This is a genomic window from Sediminicola luteus, from assembly GCF_002514735.1.
In the GTDB taxonomy this organism is placed as follows: domain Bacteria; phylum Bacteroidota; class Bacteroidia; order Flavobacteriales; family Flavobacteriaceae; genus HQA918.
The window spans coordinates 225821-241528 of record NZ_NBWU01000004.1 but is presented as its reverse complement, the minus strand read 5'-3'; the positions used below and the strand labels follow the sequence as shown (position 1 = coordinate 241528).

The 15708-nt window shown below is 43.1% G+C and carries 13 protein-coding genes; 4 read left to right on the top strand and 9 right to left on the bottom strand.

Annotation, left to right across the window (positions count from 1 at the left end):
• Nucleotides 1-49: 49 nt before the first annotated feature.
• Both B7P33_RS13380 and B7P33_RS13375 read right to left on the bottom strand, forming a co-directional pair.
• On the bottom strand, nucleotides 50-2620 hold the full coding sequence (locus B7P33_RS13380) for a c-type cytochrome (protein WP_097442525.1): 2571 nt from the start codon (nucleotides 2618-2620) through the stop codon (nucleotides 50-52).
• A 219-nt stretch (nucleotides 2621-2839) separates the two neighbouring features.
• Nucleotides 2840-3244, bottom strand: coding sequence for a thiol-disulfide oxidoreductase DCC family protein (locus B7P33_RS13375; protein WP_097442524.1), 405 nt, complete (start codon nucleotides 3242-3244; stop codon nucleotides 2840-2842).
• 120 nt (nucleotides 3245-3364) lie between these two features.
• On the opposite strand from B7P33_RS13375, the gene B7P33_RS13370 reads away from it, so the two are divergent.
• Nucleotides 3365-4834: a c-type cytochrome gene (locus B7P33_RS13370; protein ID WP_097442523.1), complete on the top strand. Its 1470-nt coding sequence runs from the start codon at nucleotides 3365-3367 to the stop codon at nucleotides 4832-4834.
• On the opposite strand, the gene B7P33_RS13365 is transcribed toward B7P33_RS13370, so the two are convergent.
• Nucleotides 4831-5070: a DUF1059 domain-containing protein gene (locus B7P33_RS13365; RefSeq protein ID WP_097442522.1), complete on the bottom strand. Its 240-nt coding sequence runs from the start codon at nucleotides 5068-5070 to the stop codon at nucleotides 4831-4833. The genes B7P33_RS13370 and B7P33_RS13365 overlap by 4 nt on opposite strands.
• Before the next feature lie 107 nt (nucleotides 5071-5177).
• Nucleotides 5178-7076: a tetratricopeptide repeat protein gene (locus B7P33_RS13360; RefSeq protein WP_097442521.1), complete on the bottom strand. Its 1899-nt coding sequence runs from the start codon at nucleotides 7074-7076 to the stop codon at nucleotides 5178-5180.
• 309 nt (nucleotides 7077-7385) lie between these two features.
• Between B7P33_RS13360 and B7P33_RS13355 the strand changes: the two genes are divergently transcribed.
• Nucleotides 7386-9014: a thiol-activated cytolysin family protein gene (locus tag B7P33_RS13355; protein ID WP_097442520.1), complete on the top strand. Its 1629-nt coding sequence runs from the start codon at nucleotides 7386-7388 to the stop codon at nucleotides 9012-9014.
• A 222-nt stretch (nucleotides 9015-9236) separates the two neighbouring features.
• On the opposite strand, the gene B7P33_RS19285 is transcribed toward B7P33_RS13355, so the two are convergent.
• Genes B7P33_RS19285 through B7P33_RS13345 form a run of 3 tightly spaced genes read right to left on the bottom strand, consistent with a single transcriptional unit; the run spans nucleotide 9237 to nucleotide 10413 of the window.
• A complete protein-coding gene (locus B7P33_RS19285) occupies nucleotides 9237-9491 on the bottom strand; it encodes a hypothetical protein (RefSeq protein WP_141402487.1) in 255 nt (84 codons plus the stop codon).
• Complete coding sequence (locus B7P33_RS13350; RefSeq protein ID WP_097442519.1) at nucleotides 9457-9873, bottom strand: hypothetical protein; 417 nt, start codon at nucleotides 9871-9873, stop codon at nucleotides 9457-9459. The genes B7P33_RS19285 and B7P33_RS13350 overlap by 35 nt, the downstream gene beginning before the upstream one ends.
• Before the next feature lie 6 nt (nucleotides 9874-9879).
• Entirely contained in the window at nucleotides 9880-10413 is a 534-nt protein-coding gene (locus B7P33_RS13345) for an RNA polymerase sigma factor (RefSeq protein WP_097442518.1), read from the bottom strand.
• A gap of 291 nt (nucleotides 10414-10704) precedes the next feature.
• Here B7P33_RS13345 and B7P33_RS13335 point away from each other — a divergent pair, with 291 nt between their 5' ends.
• Nucleotides 10705-11697 (top strand): endo alpha-1,4 polygalactosaminidase, encoded by a 993-nt coding sequence (locus B7P33_RS13335; protein WP_172435950.1) that lies wholly within the window; start codon nucleotides 10705-10707, stop codon nucleotides 11695-11697.
• 36 nt (nucleotides 11698-11733) lie between these two features.
• Here B7P33_RS13335 and B7P33_RS13330 read toward each other — a convergent pair whose 3' ends face one another.
• The gene (locus B7P33_RS13330) at nucleotides 11734-13914 is read right to left on the bottom strand and encodes an endonuclease MutS2 (protein ID WP_097442516.1); all 2181 of its coding nucleotides are present in this window, start codon (nucleotides 13912-13914) and stop codon (nucleotides 11734-11736) included.
• A gap of 50 nt (nucleotides 13915-13964) precedes the next feature.
• Between B7P33_RS13330 and ung the strand changes: the two genes are divergently transcribed.
• Nucleotides 13965-14630 (top strand): uracil-DNA glycosylase, encoded by a 666-nt coding sequence (gene ung, locus B7P33_RS13325; protein WP_097442515.1) that lies wholly within the window; start codon nucleotides 13965-13967, stop codon nucleotides 14628-14630.
• A 15-nt stretch (nucleotides 14631-14645) separates the two neighbouring features.
• Here the strand turns inward: ung and rlmF are convergent, their stop codons facing one another.
• The gene (rlmF, locus tag B7P33_RS13320) at nucleotides 14646-15605 is read right to left on the bottom strand and encodes a 23S rRNA (adenine(1618)-N(6))-methyltransferase RlmF (RefSeq protein ID WP_097442514.1); all 960 of its coding nucleotides are present in this window, start codon (nucleotides 15603-15605) and stop codon (nucleotides 14646-14648) included.
• Between the last annotated feature and the right edge of the window lie 103 nt (nucleotides 15606-15708).

The following is a 15708-nucleotide window of genomic DNA, read 5'->3' as shown; positions in this document are numbered from 1 at the left end:
TTAGGTTTTGATGCAAAGGTAGCTATTGCGTGCCAAAGGGAATTTTAGATCAATACACATCCGGATTCCGTCTACCGCCTTGAAGTATGTAGGTAATCAGGTTTACCATCTCGGTATCATTAAGACGGTTTACCAAGCCATTGGGCATGGGCGAGGTTTTGGAAATCATTTCTTTTATTACCTCTTTTCGAGCTATGGTGGTAGTTACCTCAGGAGAAAATGCACTGGTACTTAAGGTAATCTTGCCATTTACATCGCTTAACACACGACCACTTACCGTATTTCCGTTTTTTAGGGTGAATTCGCTGTATTCGTAACGGTCCGAAATAGTTTCAGAGGGTTCGGCAATGGCCAAAGCCAGATCTTTTAAAGAGAAACGGGTGCCTACCGTACTCAAGTCTGGGCCCGTATTGCCTCCAATTCCATCCATACTATGGCAATTGATACACAAAGAGGCCCGGAACATATCACTACCACCTTTAAAGTCGGGTACCCCTTTTCGTTTTTCGTAGGCTTCTATTATGTCGGAGCTGGTCCAGGCCTTGCCGGGGCCTTCGGGTTGAGATACGCCCTTGAGATAATCGGTAGCACCAGATTCCCTGTTCTTGGCCAAGGATTCGTAATAGGGTCTTTCGTTTTCAGGAATATAAGGCAGCGCTTCACGCTGTATAGCCAAAATAAATTTGCTGTACATCTTGCCGCCCGATTTCTGCAGGGCATTTTGAAACCAATCGAAATAACGATCACGCTCTTTTTTGGTCCAGCCCTCTGTAATTACCGAAAGACTTTTGGCATAGGATATATGTTGGTCATTGGGCATATTGGCCAACATATTGGCTACATCGTTCCCATACTGCTCGCTTCGGCCCGAAATAGCTGCCGAAAGGTATTTGTCGCGTGTACTTTGGCCGATTATGGTATCGGTCTCCATGGCGGTCAATACGGGATCTATGATACTACTGTCTTGTAAATAAGCCAGTAGTTTTACTACTTCACGGTTTACATCGGCTTGGGCTTGTAATAGCAATGGTTTTAGGCTGTTTTGTAGGGCTTTCTTTGTGGGGGAGGCTAATGGTGCCTCCATTCGGGAAACCAATAGACCGATAGCCCTGATCGTACCCATTTCCGCTTTTGGGTTATGTCGTATCAGGTTTTCCAAGGCTTGGGTACGCTGCGCATCGTTTCCTTTATGGGCTATGGCTACGGCCATTTCTATTTGGGCAGGGGTATTTTCCGCTATTTCTTGGTCTATCCAAGCCGACGGATCCTGATTTTCCAATGCGGTGCGGGCAGCGAAGCGGATAAAGCGGTCTTCATGGCTTAAATATTCCAAAAGAAAGGGAACGCTTTCAGCATCCTTTTTCATTTGATAGGTTTCTATTTGCTTACGTAGTTTGCGCAAGGCCAAAGCTTCTTCCGAGGGGGAAGCCTTTGGTTTTTCCGTGGATTCCGAACCGGTATATCGTACGCGGTATAGGGCCGATTCTAATCGCCTTCCTCCGGTAAGGAAATACAGATTTCCGTCTTGGCCTACAATGGCATCCGTTAAGGGGAGGGGCACTCCGGATAAAAACTCACTGATTTGGGCAGAATAACTACTGCCCACTTCTTTAAGATCGGCAAAATAAAGGGTGCCATAACTCCAATCGAGCAGGAAAATCCCTTTTTGGAATGCCGTGGGGAATATTAATCCCGTGCCGGCTACGACGCCTGTGGGGGAACCTTGGCCTAAATCGGCAATGCCAGGAAGGTTATCGGGGTAGTCTTCATGGAATTTACCCGTACCGGTACGCCAACCAAACTGACTGCCTGGGCTAATGTGAGTCATACGTATGGGCCTATACCAGGGCATGCCCAGATCGTACTCCATATCGGAATCGAATCCGAAAAGTTCGCCATCGGCATTAAAAGCGATGTCGTAGGTATTACGCATGCCTATGGAAAACAATTCCCAATGGGTGCCATCTAAATCGGTCTTGGCCACCCAGCCTCCATGTGCATCCAACTCGTTGGCATGTCCGCTGGGATCTAAGATTACGGGCAACACATTATCTAACTGCCAATCTGTAGCCATTCGGGCCGAAAGATCTTTGGGTATTTTGGTGTAATTACCGGCCACCATGTAGATGGATTTTCCATCTGGGCCCAAGACTAGACTGTGGGGGCCATGTTCGCCATTGCCTTCGAAATGTCTTAGGGTAATGACTGAATCCAGTAGTTGGTCGGCGTTCGAATCTATGATTTTATAGAAACCACTTTGGGTGCCCAAATCGTTTTTCGGATTGGCGTTTACCAAAGCGTAAAGGCTTTTGTTATGCCATAAAAGCCCTTGGGCCATTCCAATATTCAAATTGAGCTTTTCTACCTTGGGTGCACCTTCACCTAATTCCATTTTGTAAAGGTTTCCAAATTGGTCTGAGGTATAGAAATCACCTGCATCGTCTTGCACCAAACTTACCCAAGAACCTTGTTCATGGGCCCCAGGTTGGTACAAACGGTCAATTTCGAACCCCTCGGGCAATACGATTCCATATTCGTTTTGAGGTTCAGTAGTTGTTTTTTCCGGTCCGCAGGCACATAATAAGGCTAAAAGCCCAATACCGATAAAGTGTTTTTTCATTTGTGGTTCGTTGAGTCTGCTTAAATATAAAGCAAGTATTCAAAAAACCATAAACCTGTGTCTGAATGACATGGTAGTTTATATGGATGACTTCAAGAACGATGGATTTATTGGCACGGGCCAAATAGGTTTATTATTTCGAGGCTAGTCCAGAAATAAAAATCTTACTTACTTCGGATGCACATGTATCTATAGCTATCGAGTTTGGTCAAGGGTAGTTTACAAAAACTTCTTCGCTTCCTCCGGGCTGGGCAAACGGCAGTGTTCCTTTCTGCCAAACCAGCTATAGCGGTATTTGGCGATGAGATCGTAAACGGCATTACTAATGGGACTCGGAATTTGTTCGAATAGCCATAAAACCTTCCAAAGACCACCAAAAAGTGTACCGATACGAAGGGCGGCGGCCGCTTTAATGTAGTAGGCCTTTCCGGGCTCGATCAAAATAATGGAATCGATTTTAGAGGTGTCAATACCCCTAGAATTGGTGAGTTCTTCCCCGATGTCACTCTGAAGGGAGGCGAACCGGAAAAGATCCTTTTTATCACGATCAATAATAAAGTTGACGGCACCATTACAAAGGTTACAATGTCCGTCGAAAAGGATGATTTTTTTGTCTGTTTCCATTGTTGGGTGCAAAGATAGGGCATTCGGCCACTATCCTTTTGTCGAATATATAGGTCGCTGTCAGTGAATAAGATAGCGAAATCGATTAATTTTTTAAGGTTTGTAATAAGCATGTAAACTATGGGAAAGCGCGCAACTCACCTTCTAATGGTGGTATTACTTTGTATAAGTACTTCTTGTTCCAAAAATGAATTCGAAGAAGCCTTAGGCGCTTCATCCGGTCAAACCCCAAATACACCGGAGACTCCCGAAAACCCGGAACAACCCGAGATAAAATCGAGTCCCATTGCGGCCAGTGCCCAGCGTGTAGGTAATGCCCAAGCCGGGTATGAATACCTCACCACGGGTAATTATATGGCATCGGGGGTACCTTTTCAGGCCTTTTTATTGGGCTTTGGTGAAAGTACCACCAATGTTTTGCAACGCGAAGGTGATAATGCCAAGTTACCTTATGACTATAATGCCGTATTGGCCGAGAATGGGGTAAAAGTGGTGGGACCCAATTGTATGCAGTGCCATGCCAGTACGTTGAACGGTGAATTTATAATGGGCTTGGGTAGCCATAATGGTGATTTTACCTTTGATCGAAGTTTGAATAGCCCCATCTTAGAGGCGGCCCTTTTGAATTTATATGGTAGTACCGATAGTCCGGAATATCAGGCTTATGCCCAATTCGGAAAAAGTATTAAGGCCATTGGCCCTAATACCATAACCAAGAGTAGGGGGGTAAACCCTGCCGACAAGATTACCAAGGTGTTGGTGGCCCATAGGGATAAGGATGATCTTAGCTGGGTAGATGACCCTAAAGTAACAATTGACCCCTATACGATCCCTACAGATGTACCAGCTTGGTGGTTGCTGAAAAAGAAAAATGCCATGTTCTATCATGGCCTTAACCGTAAAGATTTTGGAAAGGCATTTATCGGTTCTAGTTTGTTGACCATGAGTGATAAGGTGAAGGCCGAAGAAGTCGATTTACGCGTAAACGATATTCTAGCCTATATCTACAGTTTGGAAGCTCCGGAATACCCTTATGAAATAGACCAAGGGCTGGCCGATACCGGGAAGGTTTTGTTTGAAAATAATTGCAGTAGCTGCCATGGTACCTATGGTAGTAACGAAAGCTATCCCAACCTTTTAGTGGCTTTGGAAAGCATTGGTACCGATCCGGCCTTGTCCAACGATTATTCACAGGCCTCGGAAATGAACGATTACTTTTTGGATTGGTTCAATACCGGTTGGTTCGCGCAAGGCGATGCCCCGATAGCATTAAAAGGGGAAGGCGGATATGTAGCCCCTCCCTTAGATGGTATTTGGGCCACGGCACCGTATTTACATAATGCTTCGGTACCCACTTTGGCGGATGTGCTGGACAGTAAAAACAGGCCCACTTATTGGAGTCGGACTTTTGATGACGCTGATTATGATAGTACAAAGGTTGGGTGGAATTATAAGGTTGAAAGCAGTCAGACCAACAAGAATACCTACAATACTACCTTGGTCGGGTACGGCAATGAAGGCCATACCTTTGGCGATGTGCTTTCAGATACGGAAAGAAAGGCCGTTTTGGAGTACTTAAAAACGCTTTAGACCGTAGAAGGCAAACGTTCGAATTCCCTTTTTTTAGCTTCGAACCACTGGGCCATGGCTTCTGGCGATTGCATCAGGGCTTTCATGTTGTCCATGGCCTGTAAATGGGCCTTGTCTCCCTTTTGGAACATTTCCCGTCCGTGTTCCTTACTCATTTGGGCAATCTCCTCAAAGGTGCTGGCACTGAAGCGCATATCACAGCCTCCACCCAGTTCCTTACAAGTCATGGATTTCATAGTTAATGGTTTTGTTAGTGTCTAAAAATAGGAAATATCCTATAAGATGATAGCTTTTTACGGTCGATTTCATCGAAAAGTTATTAACCTACTACCAAGTATTTGGTTTAAAACGCATTTAAGAATTGACCCAGATCTTGGTCTTTGTCCAGTCCCAATTTTTTCTTTAATCGATATTTTGATTTTAAAATACTATCGGGTAAGACGTTTAAGGTGGCGGCAATTTCCTTGGTCGAGAGGTTCATACGCAAAAAGGCCGATAGCCTGATCTCTTTTTCAGTAATATCGGGGCAAAGGGTCTTTATCTTTTGATCGAAATCGTTGTGGACCTCCGAGAAATACGATTTAAAGACTTCCCAATCGCGGTCCGAGGCATTTTCCTTTTTTAGGAGCATTACGATACGCCGGAACTCCATTTTAAATTTTTCAGGAGAATTTTTGAGGTTTTCCAGATTCTCCTTCAGTTCTTGGATAAACGTGTTTTTCTGCACCAAATGCAGGGTTTGGGAGGCCAATTCTTTCTTTTTATGGTCGATTTCCTTTTGTAACAAAGCTTCTTTCTTTTCCCTGGCGATACGGTTCTTTTTTATGCGTTGCCGAAAACCAAAGAACAGCAATCCCGATACCGAAACAAAGGTGAACATTCCCCCGGCATACAAGCTTTTGGTAAGCCTGTCTACCTTGGCTTTTTCGTTCAGGGTATTTATCTCTTCTTTCTGTAAAGCGATTTCGGCTTCCTTTTTTTCGGTTTCGTATATGGTTTTTAGTTCTTCGATTTGCCTGGTTTTTTCAACAGATGAAATACTGTCATGAACAGCTTGTGCGTTTTTATAATTCGCAATAGAAGCCTTGTAATTTCCTTGCTTTTCTAAGACATGGGCTTTCTGTTCGAATAAATCTCCCAATAGACTTTGGGTTTCATGTATGCTACATAGCGAAATAGACTTATTAAGCATGCGCAAGGCTTTATTGTAGTTTCCTTGATTTTCAGCTAATAAGGCCATTGATTTTCCGGTAGTAATTTGCTGCAAAACAATGCCTTCGGCAGATGCGATTTGCTCGGATTCTGTTAATACCTGAATTGCTTTTTGGTGTTCCTTCTTGGATATATAAAGCAATCCTAATTCATTCAAAGTTTTGGCTTGTGTTGCTTTTACCTCGTACTTTTTGGCCAGCGCAATACTTTTTAGTAGGTATGTTTCCGCTTCTTCGGGTTGGTTTAGATGGGTATGCATTTGTCCTATAGCATGAAGGGCATTGGCTTCATAAATATTATCATTCTTATTATGGTAGATTTTTTGTGCTTCTTGGTAGTAAGTCAATGCATTTTTATAATGCAATAACCGACTTTCAATATCACCTAATTGCTTAAAGGTATCGGCTGAACGTAATGCATCATTTATGGTTTCATATAACTTTAGGGCTCTTAAGGTTTCCGATAACGCAATACGTAAATCACCTTTGGCAAAATAGCATGAACCTATGGCTAGATACGACGAGGCTAAAAACTGGCTTTTATAAGGCTCGTCACTGATATGTTTTTCGATTTGGTCGATACTATTCTCGAAAATGGAAAGGGCTTTTTTATAATCACCCTGCATTTTATATATATCCGCCAATGTATAGTTTACAAAAATAATAGCCCGTGTCTTATTGTTCTTTTCAAAGTTTGTTTTGGCAATGGTATAGTAGTAAAGGGCCGAGTCGTTTTCGCTTTTATTGAAGTGATAATCGCCCATATGCAAATTACCTAAACCATAAGCCAGCTCCAATCCGGTTTCTTTGTAAATATTTAATTCTTGTTGGGCGTAACCTTTGGCCACCTCAGGTTCAGCGAACATGAGTTTTTCGTGTAGTTTGGTCAGGAGTACCACTTTAATGGAGTCATTGTGTCCGCCATGGGTCAATTCTTGTTTTAAACTGTCGATAAAGGCTTGGTTTTGTTGACCACTACTAATAAAAGTCGATAATAGAAAAAGGCAAAGATAAATCCGGTTGGCTTTCATATGCTGGTTTTTATGCTGATTACAAAGTAGTTATAATTTTGGTATCGAGAAAGTTGGTATGAAAAGCAAGATTAAGGTCTGTCCATAGTCTGTCTAGGGAATTCCATGGATTATCCTGTTCATGTTAACTCGTATTATGTTATAAAACAGGGTTTTATGTGAGTTTTGAGTTTGAGGCATACTATTGTTGTCCATGAGCAAAAAGGAACAAGAGCGACTTGGTTGTCCATACTTTGTCCATGCTGGTTTTTAGGTGGTTGGGTGATTCACGGCTACTTTCGAAGCGTTGAATCCAATAAACCTTTAAGCATGAAAACCCTATTAGTTAATTCAAAATTAAAGAAGATGGCTTGGGGCTGTCTAGTGATAGTTACTACGCTGTTTGGCTGTAGTAAAAGTGACGATGGCGGGGGCGGACCCCTAGTTGACGACAAAACCGCTGCCGAACATAATGCGGTCTTGGCCAGCTTGTCTGAATTTGAACAAGGAGAAGAAGTGGCTAGCCCAACGATTGTAGATGAAGCCACGGAACGTGATACCGAGAATGAATCTTTGGAATGTTTTATAACCCAATATAAACATGCCCCAGGCTTTAGTGAACTCTTGGCATTAGATCCTACTTCCGATGTAATTTACCCAGGGGCCATGCTCAAGGGAGAATCGATACCTACGGGTGAATATATTGGTATCAATGGGGGTAGGGCACCGATTACCTTGTCCATTTCCTTGGAAAATATCAATGGGGATGCTTCCGTTGAGGTTAGCGACCCTAAACTCTCCACGGTACGTAATGGTATAAAAGATCTTTTGGCACAAGGGGTTAGCGGGGCTACCCCGGCCAAACTGAATTTGACCACCGATGAGGTATATTCCGAACAGCATCTGAATCTGGCCATCGGCGCCAACTATCGAAGTAAGAACAAAAATGTATCGGCAGCCTTCGATTTTAATAAAACCACCAAAAAACATAAATACCTGGTCAAGTTCTTTCAGTTGTATTACAGTATCGACCTAGATTTGCCCACCAATAACAACCCCGGCAGTCTTTTTACCGAATTACCCGAATTGAACAGTACAAGCCCGGTAATCGTATCGTCGGTCAAATATGGTCGTATGGTACTGTATTCGGTAGAATCGGACTATAGTAGATCCGATGTGCATGGTGCTTTCAATGCCTCGTACCGTTCTACCGATGGCAGTATTTCCGCCTCCGATTCTACTATTATCAAAAACTCCAATGTAAAGGCCTTGGTCATTGGGGGGTCTGGCGCCAGTGCGGCCCAAGTTATCGATGGGCCTAGTGGCGTATTCAACTATATCAAAGAAGGGGGTAATTACTCCCAAGATTCACCTGCGGCACCATTGGCCTATACGTTACGGTATTTGAAGAACGATTTGCCTGTGGCACGTGTGGTTTTGGCCTCGGAATACAATATCCGCAACTGTGAACTGGCCTATTACAAATACAAGGTGAAACTATTAAGTATGCAGCGCAACGACGATAAGAGCGGTAATTTTGAAGTATATGGCTATATAGGCGCGCGTATGATTTTAGAAGACAATGACGACAAAGAAAAGATCGTATATATGAAAGATCCCGATGATCCCAAAGATGTGTTGGATGCTTATTATTCCAATACTAGAAGTAACCATATTCCAGTGGATAAAAAGAAGGTAGATATACCCGGACAACCCGAGGTGGAATTTGAAATGTACCGCCCCAGCATGAGTGGGAATAAGGTAAATGTTTACGCCAAATTGTCCGATAAGGATTTATTCTCCGATGATCTGATCGGTAAAGGGGAAGTAAAAATCACTTTAAACGATATCAATTCAGATCTGATTTCAGGAGATGAAGAGCTTTTGACAGAAACCTTAAAAATCGGGAAAATAGATGTTGAATACACTGTAGAGAAAATAAACCTTGAGCCCAAGTAGGGGGTTAGGGTTATATCCCATTAAAAGGGCAGTCGGCCGCTCAAGTTGCGATTCAACAACTTGATGCCGACTGTTTTTTTGGCACCGCCAAAAGGGATTAGTTCCTTGTGGCTTATCTGCCAAAAAGTGGGCAGGCTTGCATTGATATTAAAATCTTATTTCCTTCGGATGCCTTGTTTGCTCGCACAGGGGGAGTTACTTGTTTAAAAGGCAAACTTGTGTTCAGTCGGGTAGGGGTTCGCAGGCATAACCTTGCATTTGCAATCGCCATACCAGAAAATCGGCATTAAAATACTTGGAAGCTTTGATCCAGAGTACATTGTCTATATCCTCTAAATCTACCGACCAGTCGAGTATTCCCGAATAGGTGTTCAGGAACCGCTTAAGATCTTTCACTTTTTTTAGAGTGCTAATGTCTGTTTTGTACACCAATACCTGTGTACTATGCTGGGGTTTCGGGGCTATTAGGGTGGTCATGTTGTTTTTCGGTTTTTCGATTGATGTATGATTGATATTGCTTTTCGCCTTCTTCTTTCCAGAAGTCGCCATAATGCTTCCACTTTGAGAATTCCGATTTTTTCTGGGCTTTGTTGTCGCAATGGTATTCTTTTTTACCATGGGATTTTCCGCCGCCACATCCGCCGATCAATAGCTTGGATAGGATAAATAGCCCGACGGCTTGCCAATAATCCAACGTAGGGAGTCCGAATATTTCGGGCATAAGCCAATTCCAGAGCCACATGAGCACAAAGCCGAACAAAATGGCCAAGCCTACGATGAATATGCCCCCGGCAATGATAATACCTATGATTTCTCCAATGGATTTTCCGCGTAGTTTATGTTTAATATAATCTTTCATGATATCTTATTTAGATAAAATTTCTATTTCCATTTTTTTATATAGTTGGGCAATGGCCCGGTGACGTTGCGACATTAAAGTGCCTTCCGGAATTCCTGTCTCTTCCGCTATTTCCCGATACGAATACCCTTCAAAATCAATAGCTAAAATGATATCGCGGTACATGGGTTTTAATTGATGTATTGCGGTCACCAATTTTTTCTCCATTTGGGCATCGGTTTCCCCCGCATTAGAGAAATTCAGGCTTTGTGCAAATTCGGGAACCTGTGCCTCTTCAATTGATTCCATTCTTGGGTTGCGGCCGTTTTTTCGCATCACATCCACTATTTTGTTCTTTATTGAACGATACACAAAACCAGCCACATTTTGTATAGGGGCGTAGCGATCCGCCCCAGAGAATAGCTTTAAGGCTACATCTTGAATGATATCTTCGGCATCGCGTTGGGTATTGGCCCTGATTCGTCCGTTTACATACTGGGTCAGAATCTGGTACTCTTGCTTAAAAAATGCCTGTAGCTTTTTATGGTTATCGGTTTCCAAGAGGGCTTGGTGATCGAGATTAATGATTATGGTCCAACTACTTTGAATTTTATTTCCAAAGGGATCCAGACCCGTTTTTTGATTGTTCTATTAGTAAAGACGCCAACTAACCGGAATCTTGCGTTTTTTTTGAAAAAAAATAATTTTTATGCTAACCCGTAGTCTATCAGTAGGTTTCTAGTCGTAAATAATAATGTTGTCAATACTATTTGTCTCCTTATTTTGAAATTGTTACCCAAGTATATCGATTTTATGACCAAAACCTGCTTTAGGACAATACTCGTATTTTTAATGATTGGATGTGGTTCTGATGAGATACCCATGGACGAACCCTTAATTGAAAACCCTCCTATTGTTGAAAGCCCGAACCCCGAAACACCAACGGTGGATTACCGACAGGAAATGCGGGATTTTGTCATTGCTATAAAGGATGAAGCTGTTGGTGTTAAATCGAACTTTTTGGTCATTCCTCAAAATGGGATAGAATTGATCAGTGAAAACGGAATGGCCAATGGGGTATTGAATACGCCATATTTAGATGCCATTGATGCCCATGGACAAGAAGATTTGTTTTATGGTCAAGGGGGAGTGAACCAAATGACAGCGAACCAGCGGGTTAACTATTTAAAAGCGTTTTTGGATCGTTCCAAGAATGAAGGGAAACAAATTCTGGGGACGGATTATTGTAATGAAACCGGATTGGTAGACGATGCTATAAATAGGCATTCAGAAACCGGCTATATCGGCTTTGCAGCACCTAACAAGGCATTATCGCAAATTCCTATTTATCCTGGGACATTGGTCAATGAAAATGATGGGGATGTAACCTCTTTAAATGATGTGAAAAACTTTCTCTATCTCATAAACGGTCAGGAATTCTCCTCAAAATCAGAATTCATAAACGCTGTTGTATCTACAAATTATGATTTGTTGATTATGGATGCTTTTTTTAATGATGGGAGTTTGTTTACCGCCACGGAACTGGATGCCCTAAAAGAAAAATCGAATGGGGGTAGCCGTATCATTATTGCTTATATGTCTATTGGTGAAGCCGAAAATTATCGGTTTTATTGGAAAAATGAATGGGATGATAATCCCCCGGATTGGTTGGCCGAAGAGAACCAGAATTGGCCTGGTAATTTTAAAGTTAAGTATTGGGAAAACTCTTGGCAGGATGTTATTTTGGATGGAAACGAGGCCTACTTATCCAAAATTTTAAATGCGGGTTTCGATGGGGTGTATTTAGACTTGATCGATGCCTTTGATTATTTTGAGTCTTTGTAGTACTATTCTCTGGGACTTTTTTAGGGAATATACCTTTTAGGATTTCCCTTTCATAGCCTGTACCAACTCCAATTGGTCTAAGGGGGCAGAGGTAGTAAAGAGTCCGTAGTTGATCAGGGCTTTGTTCTTTTCGATTTTTTCCAAGGTGCCCACTGCTTTTCCGTCAGTGAGGCGTACGCGATCACCTATTCTTAAAATGGGTTTGGGTTTGTTCTTTTCTTGGATAACGGCCTTTTTCTTGGCTTCCTTTTTCTTTTCCCTTACTACTTTTATCTCTTTGAGTACTTCTTGGTTAACCACCTCTTTTTTGGCCTTTTTTTGACGCACCTCCTTGGCCGTCGTTTTTTTGCGTTTGCTGTTCTCTACTTCTACAATTCGCAATAATTCTGAGATCAAGGGGCGTTTTTTCTTGTCGAGAAAGTACTTCTCGGCCGCATCGTTCAGCTTGGTACCCAAATAGATCATACGTTGGTTGGTATCGTATAATTCTTGGTAATTCTCAAGTTTTGTTTTAATGCGGTCGTTCAGTTTTTCAAGCTTTTGGGCTTCCTCACGGGCTTTTACCTCTTCTTGCTGCAGGGTTTTGCCCGTCTTTTCCATTTTGGAACGTTCCTTTTGCAATTTGGCTATGGTAGCATCGAAACGAACTTTGCCCCGTTCGATCTTCTTTTTGGCCTTGTTGATCAAACTATAGGGAATGCCGTTCTTTTGGGCCACCTCAAAGGTAAAGGAACTACCCGCCTGTCCTAGTACCAACTGAAAAGTAGGTTCCAAGGTGCGGCTATCGAAAATCATATTGGCATTGGTGGCAAAAGGTAACTCATCGGCCAGCATTTTTAAATTGCTGTAGTGGGTGGTAATTACCCCATAGGCCTGTTTGTCGTAAAACATCTCTAAAAAGGTTTCGGCCAAGGCCCCACCCAATTCCGGATCGGAACCGGTGCCGAATTCATCGATCAAAAACAGTGTGTTTTTATCGCATTGCCTAAGAAAATAATTCATGTTCTTTAGGCGGTAGCTGTAGGTACTCAGATGGTTTTCAATGGACTGGTTATCCCCGATATCGGTCATAACCTTGCCGAAAAGGCAAACCGAGCTACGTTCATGAACGGGAATAAGCATACCACTTTGCAGCATTACCTGTAATAGACCAATGGTTTTTAAGGTAATACTTTTACCACCGGCATTAGGCCCCGAGATAACGATAATCCGGTTTTCCGGATGTAATTCTATGGTTTGCGGGTAAGTTTTTTCCCGTTTTCTTTTATTCGATAAATAGAGTAAGGGGTGATAGGCATCACGCAGATATAGCTCTTTTTGTTTGTTGATCTTAGGCAATAGGGCATTCATCTCCATACCATATTTAGCCTTGGCCGCCGTAAGATCGGTTTCGGTAAAATAGACTTGATAGGCCTGTAATTGAGCACCAAAGGGCCTAACGAAATCAGTCAATTCTTTTAGGATCCTTCGTATTTCTTCCCGCTCATCGAATTCCAGATTGGAGAGACGACTGGTCTGTTGTCTACAGGCCTCTGGTTCAATATAGACGATACTTCCGGTCTTAGAGGTGCCCATAGCAGTACCTTTGACCCGTTTGCGGTACATGGCCTTTACGGCCAAAACCCTACGGTTGTCTATGACCGATTCCCGTATTTCATCTAAAAGATCCTGTGATTGGCATTGTCCCAGGGCCATGGCAAAACTCTGGTTGATCTTTACCCGCACTTCTTGTATTTGTTGGCGTATACTCCAAAGGGCAGGGGAGGCCTTGTCCTTAATTTCCCCGAAACGATCCAAAACCTTACCTAAAGTCTTGGGTATTTCGGTATTGGGTTCTTCCCATAAGGCCCTTTCGGCCATAAGGGGATAGTATTCCTGGAATTTCTTAAAAAAGAGGTGATGCTCTTGGATCAGGGAACACAAGGCGTTGATACGTTTAAAGGCCGAAACCTCTAAGGTGGTGTTCTCAATTTTAAGCAATTTTAAGTACTCTGAAATAGATTCGAATCCGTGGTTGGGTATCCGGTTTTCATTTTCAAAAGAGGCCAAATACTCCGAGGTTTTTCCCAAGGCATTGAGAATCTCTTCTTCGGTACGGAACGGCAATATCTTAAGGGCCGCGGTTTTACCCATTTCGGTAACGCAGAAACCCGTAAGCTGTTCCAGTACGGTCGGAAATTCGAGATCTTGGAGGGTTTTGGAGTGTATTTTGCCCATAATTAGCCGTAATCGCCCTAAATTTAGCGGGACAAAAATAGCTTTTTTATATGAAGGTGAATATTCATCCGAGTTGGAAACTGGCCTTGTCGGCCGAATTCGAATCTACCTATTTTAAGGGGTTGACCCAGTTTGTAAAAGAAGAATATGCCACGGGGACTTGTTATCCGCCTGGAGCTCGGATATTTGCGGCCTTCGACCGCTGTACCTTAGATGATGTAAAGGTGGTTATTTTGGGTCAGGATCCTTACCATGGTCAGGGCCAAGCCAACGGGCTCTGTTTTTCGGTAGCCGACGGAGTGCCCCACCCACCCTCCCTAATCAACATTTTTAAAGAACAGCAAAACGATCTTAACAAACCCTATCCCGAAAGTGGTAATCTTGAGGCTTGGGCCGATCAAGGGGTACTTTTGCTCAATGCTACCCTTACCGTTCGGGCACACCAAGCCGGAAGCCACCAAAAACAGGGTTGGGAAACCTTTACCGATGCGGTAATCAAAACGGTCTCGGAACAAAAAGAAGGGGTAGTGTTTTTACTCTGGGGCGGATTCGCCAAGAAAAAAGCCAAGTTGATCGATGCCCAAAAACACCATATACTTACCAGCGGACACCCGTCGCCTTTGAGTGCCAACCGTGGCTATTGGTTCGGGAACCGTCATTTTTCGCAAACCAATTCCATTCTGCAGCAAATAGGGAAATCGCCCATAGTTTGGTAATACGTTTTGTTACTTTTATTTCCAACGCGATTTTTGCCAGTCTTTTTGCTGGGCTTCCGTTAAAAAACTCCACGCTACGATTCGGGTGGCCTTATTGCCCGTACCCATGGGAATGACCTTAACTGAACTAACCTTAAACTTATCCATATATTTGGTGACCCCTTTTACATTCGATTGTTTGGAGACCAAAGTAGAGAACCAGAGGCAATTTTGTGCAAATTTGCTACTCTCCCGAACTAGATTACGAATAAATTTGTATTCGCCCCCTTCATAGATCAGTTCGTGATGTACCCCGGCAAAGTTCAGGGTAGGGTTTTGCTCTTTTTTCCCGGATAGGTTTTTTACTTTCCTTCGGGCGGACTCTTGGGCCTCGGCCACGGAAGCATGGAAGGGCGGGTTACATAAGGTAAAATCCACTTTTTCCGATTTGTCCAAGATACCGAATAACACATCTTTCGGGTTTTGCTGTAAACGACAGGCTATTTTCGAATGCAGTACCGAATTTGCCTCGATGATCTTTTGTGCAGAGGCAATAGATTTAGGGTCAATGTCCGAACCAATAAACTGCCAGTCATACGAACGAACCCCGAGAATAGGGTAGATGGCACTGGCCCCCACACCAATATCCAGCCCTATGATTTGGTCGCCTTTGGGAATGCGCCCAAAGTTATTTTGCGATAACAGATCGGCCATATAATGCAGGTAATCGGCCCGGCCGGGTATGGGCGGACAAAGGTTCTCGTCTGGGAAATCCCAGAATTCCAAACCGTAATAATGTTTCAATAAAGCTCTGTTCAGGGTCTTTACGGCCTTGGGTTGGGCAAAATCGATGGAATCTTCCCCATTCCGATTGGGTATTACAAAATCAGCCAGACTTGGTTCTGTTTGCAATAGGGCCTTTAGATCATAACGTTCCCGGTTCAGGTTTCTGGGGTGTAACCTACTTTTTAGGGTGCTTTTTTGCTTTGTGGACATGGAGCAAAGATAGGAGAGGCGGATTAATAACAGGGCCTTTGAGGAACTTTAAAGTAGCTATATCATGCAATGGCCAAATTTTTGACCAGGTAGTCACGTATTG

Bases quoted from the DNA above. Each gene is read 5' to 3' on its own strand.
- rlmF (WP_097442514.1), bottom strand. From the start codon at position 15,605: ATGTCCACAAAGCAAAAAAGCACCCTAAAAAGTAGGTTACACCCCAGA.
- B7P33_RS13350 (WP_097442519.1), bottom strand. From the start codon at position 9,873: ATGAAAGATTATATTAAACATAAACTACGCGGAAAATCCATTGGAGAA.
- B7P33_RS13355 (WP_097442520.1), top strand. From the start codon at position 7,386: ATGAAAACCCTATTAGTTAATTCAAAATTAAAGAAGATGGCTTGGGGC.
- B7P33_RS13330 (WP_097442516.1), bottom strand. From the start codon at position 13,914: ATGGGCAAAATACACTCCAAAACCCTCCAAGATCTCGAATTTCCGACC.
- B7P33_RS13375 (WP_097442524.1), bottom strand. From the start codon at position 3,244: ATGGAAACAGACAAAAAAATCATCCTTTTCGACGGACATTGTAACCTT.
- B7P33_RS13380 (WP_097442525.1), bottom strand. From the start codon at position 2,620: ATGAAAAAACACTTTATCGGTATTGGGCTTTTAGCCTTATTATGTGCC.
- ung (WP_097442515.1), top strand. From the start codon at position 13,965: ATGAAGGTGAATATTCATCCGAGTTGGAAACTGGCCTTGTCGGCCGAA.
- B7P33_RS19285 (WP_141402487.1), bottom strand. From the start codon at position 9,491: ATGACCACCCTAATAGCCCCGAAACCCCAGCATAGTACACAGGTATTG.
- B7P33_RS13335 (WP_172435950.1), top strand. From the start codon at position 10,705: ATGATTGGATGTGGTTCTGATGAGATACCCATGGACGAACCCTTAATT.
- B7P33_RS13365 (WP_097442522.1), bottom strand. From the start codon at position 5,070: ATGAAATCCATGACTTGTAAGGAACTGGGTGGAGGCTGTGATATGCGC.
- B7P33_RS13370 (WP_097442523.1), top strand. From the start codon at position 3,365: ATGGGAAAGCGCGCAACTCACCTTCTAATGGTGGTATTACTTTGTATA.
- B7P33_RS13360 (WP_097442521.1), bottom strand. From the start codon at position 7,076: ATGAAAGCCAACCGGATTTATCTTTGCCTTTTTCTATTATCGACTTTT.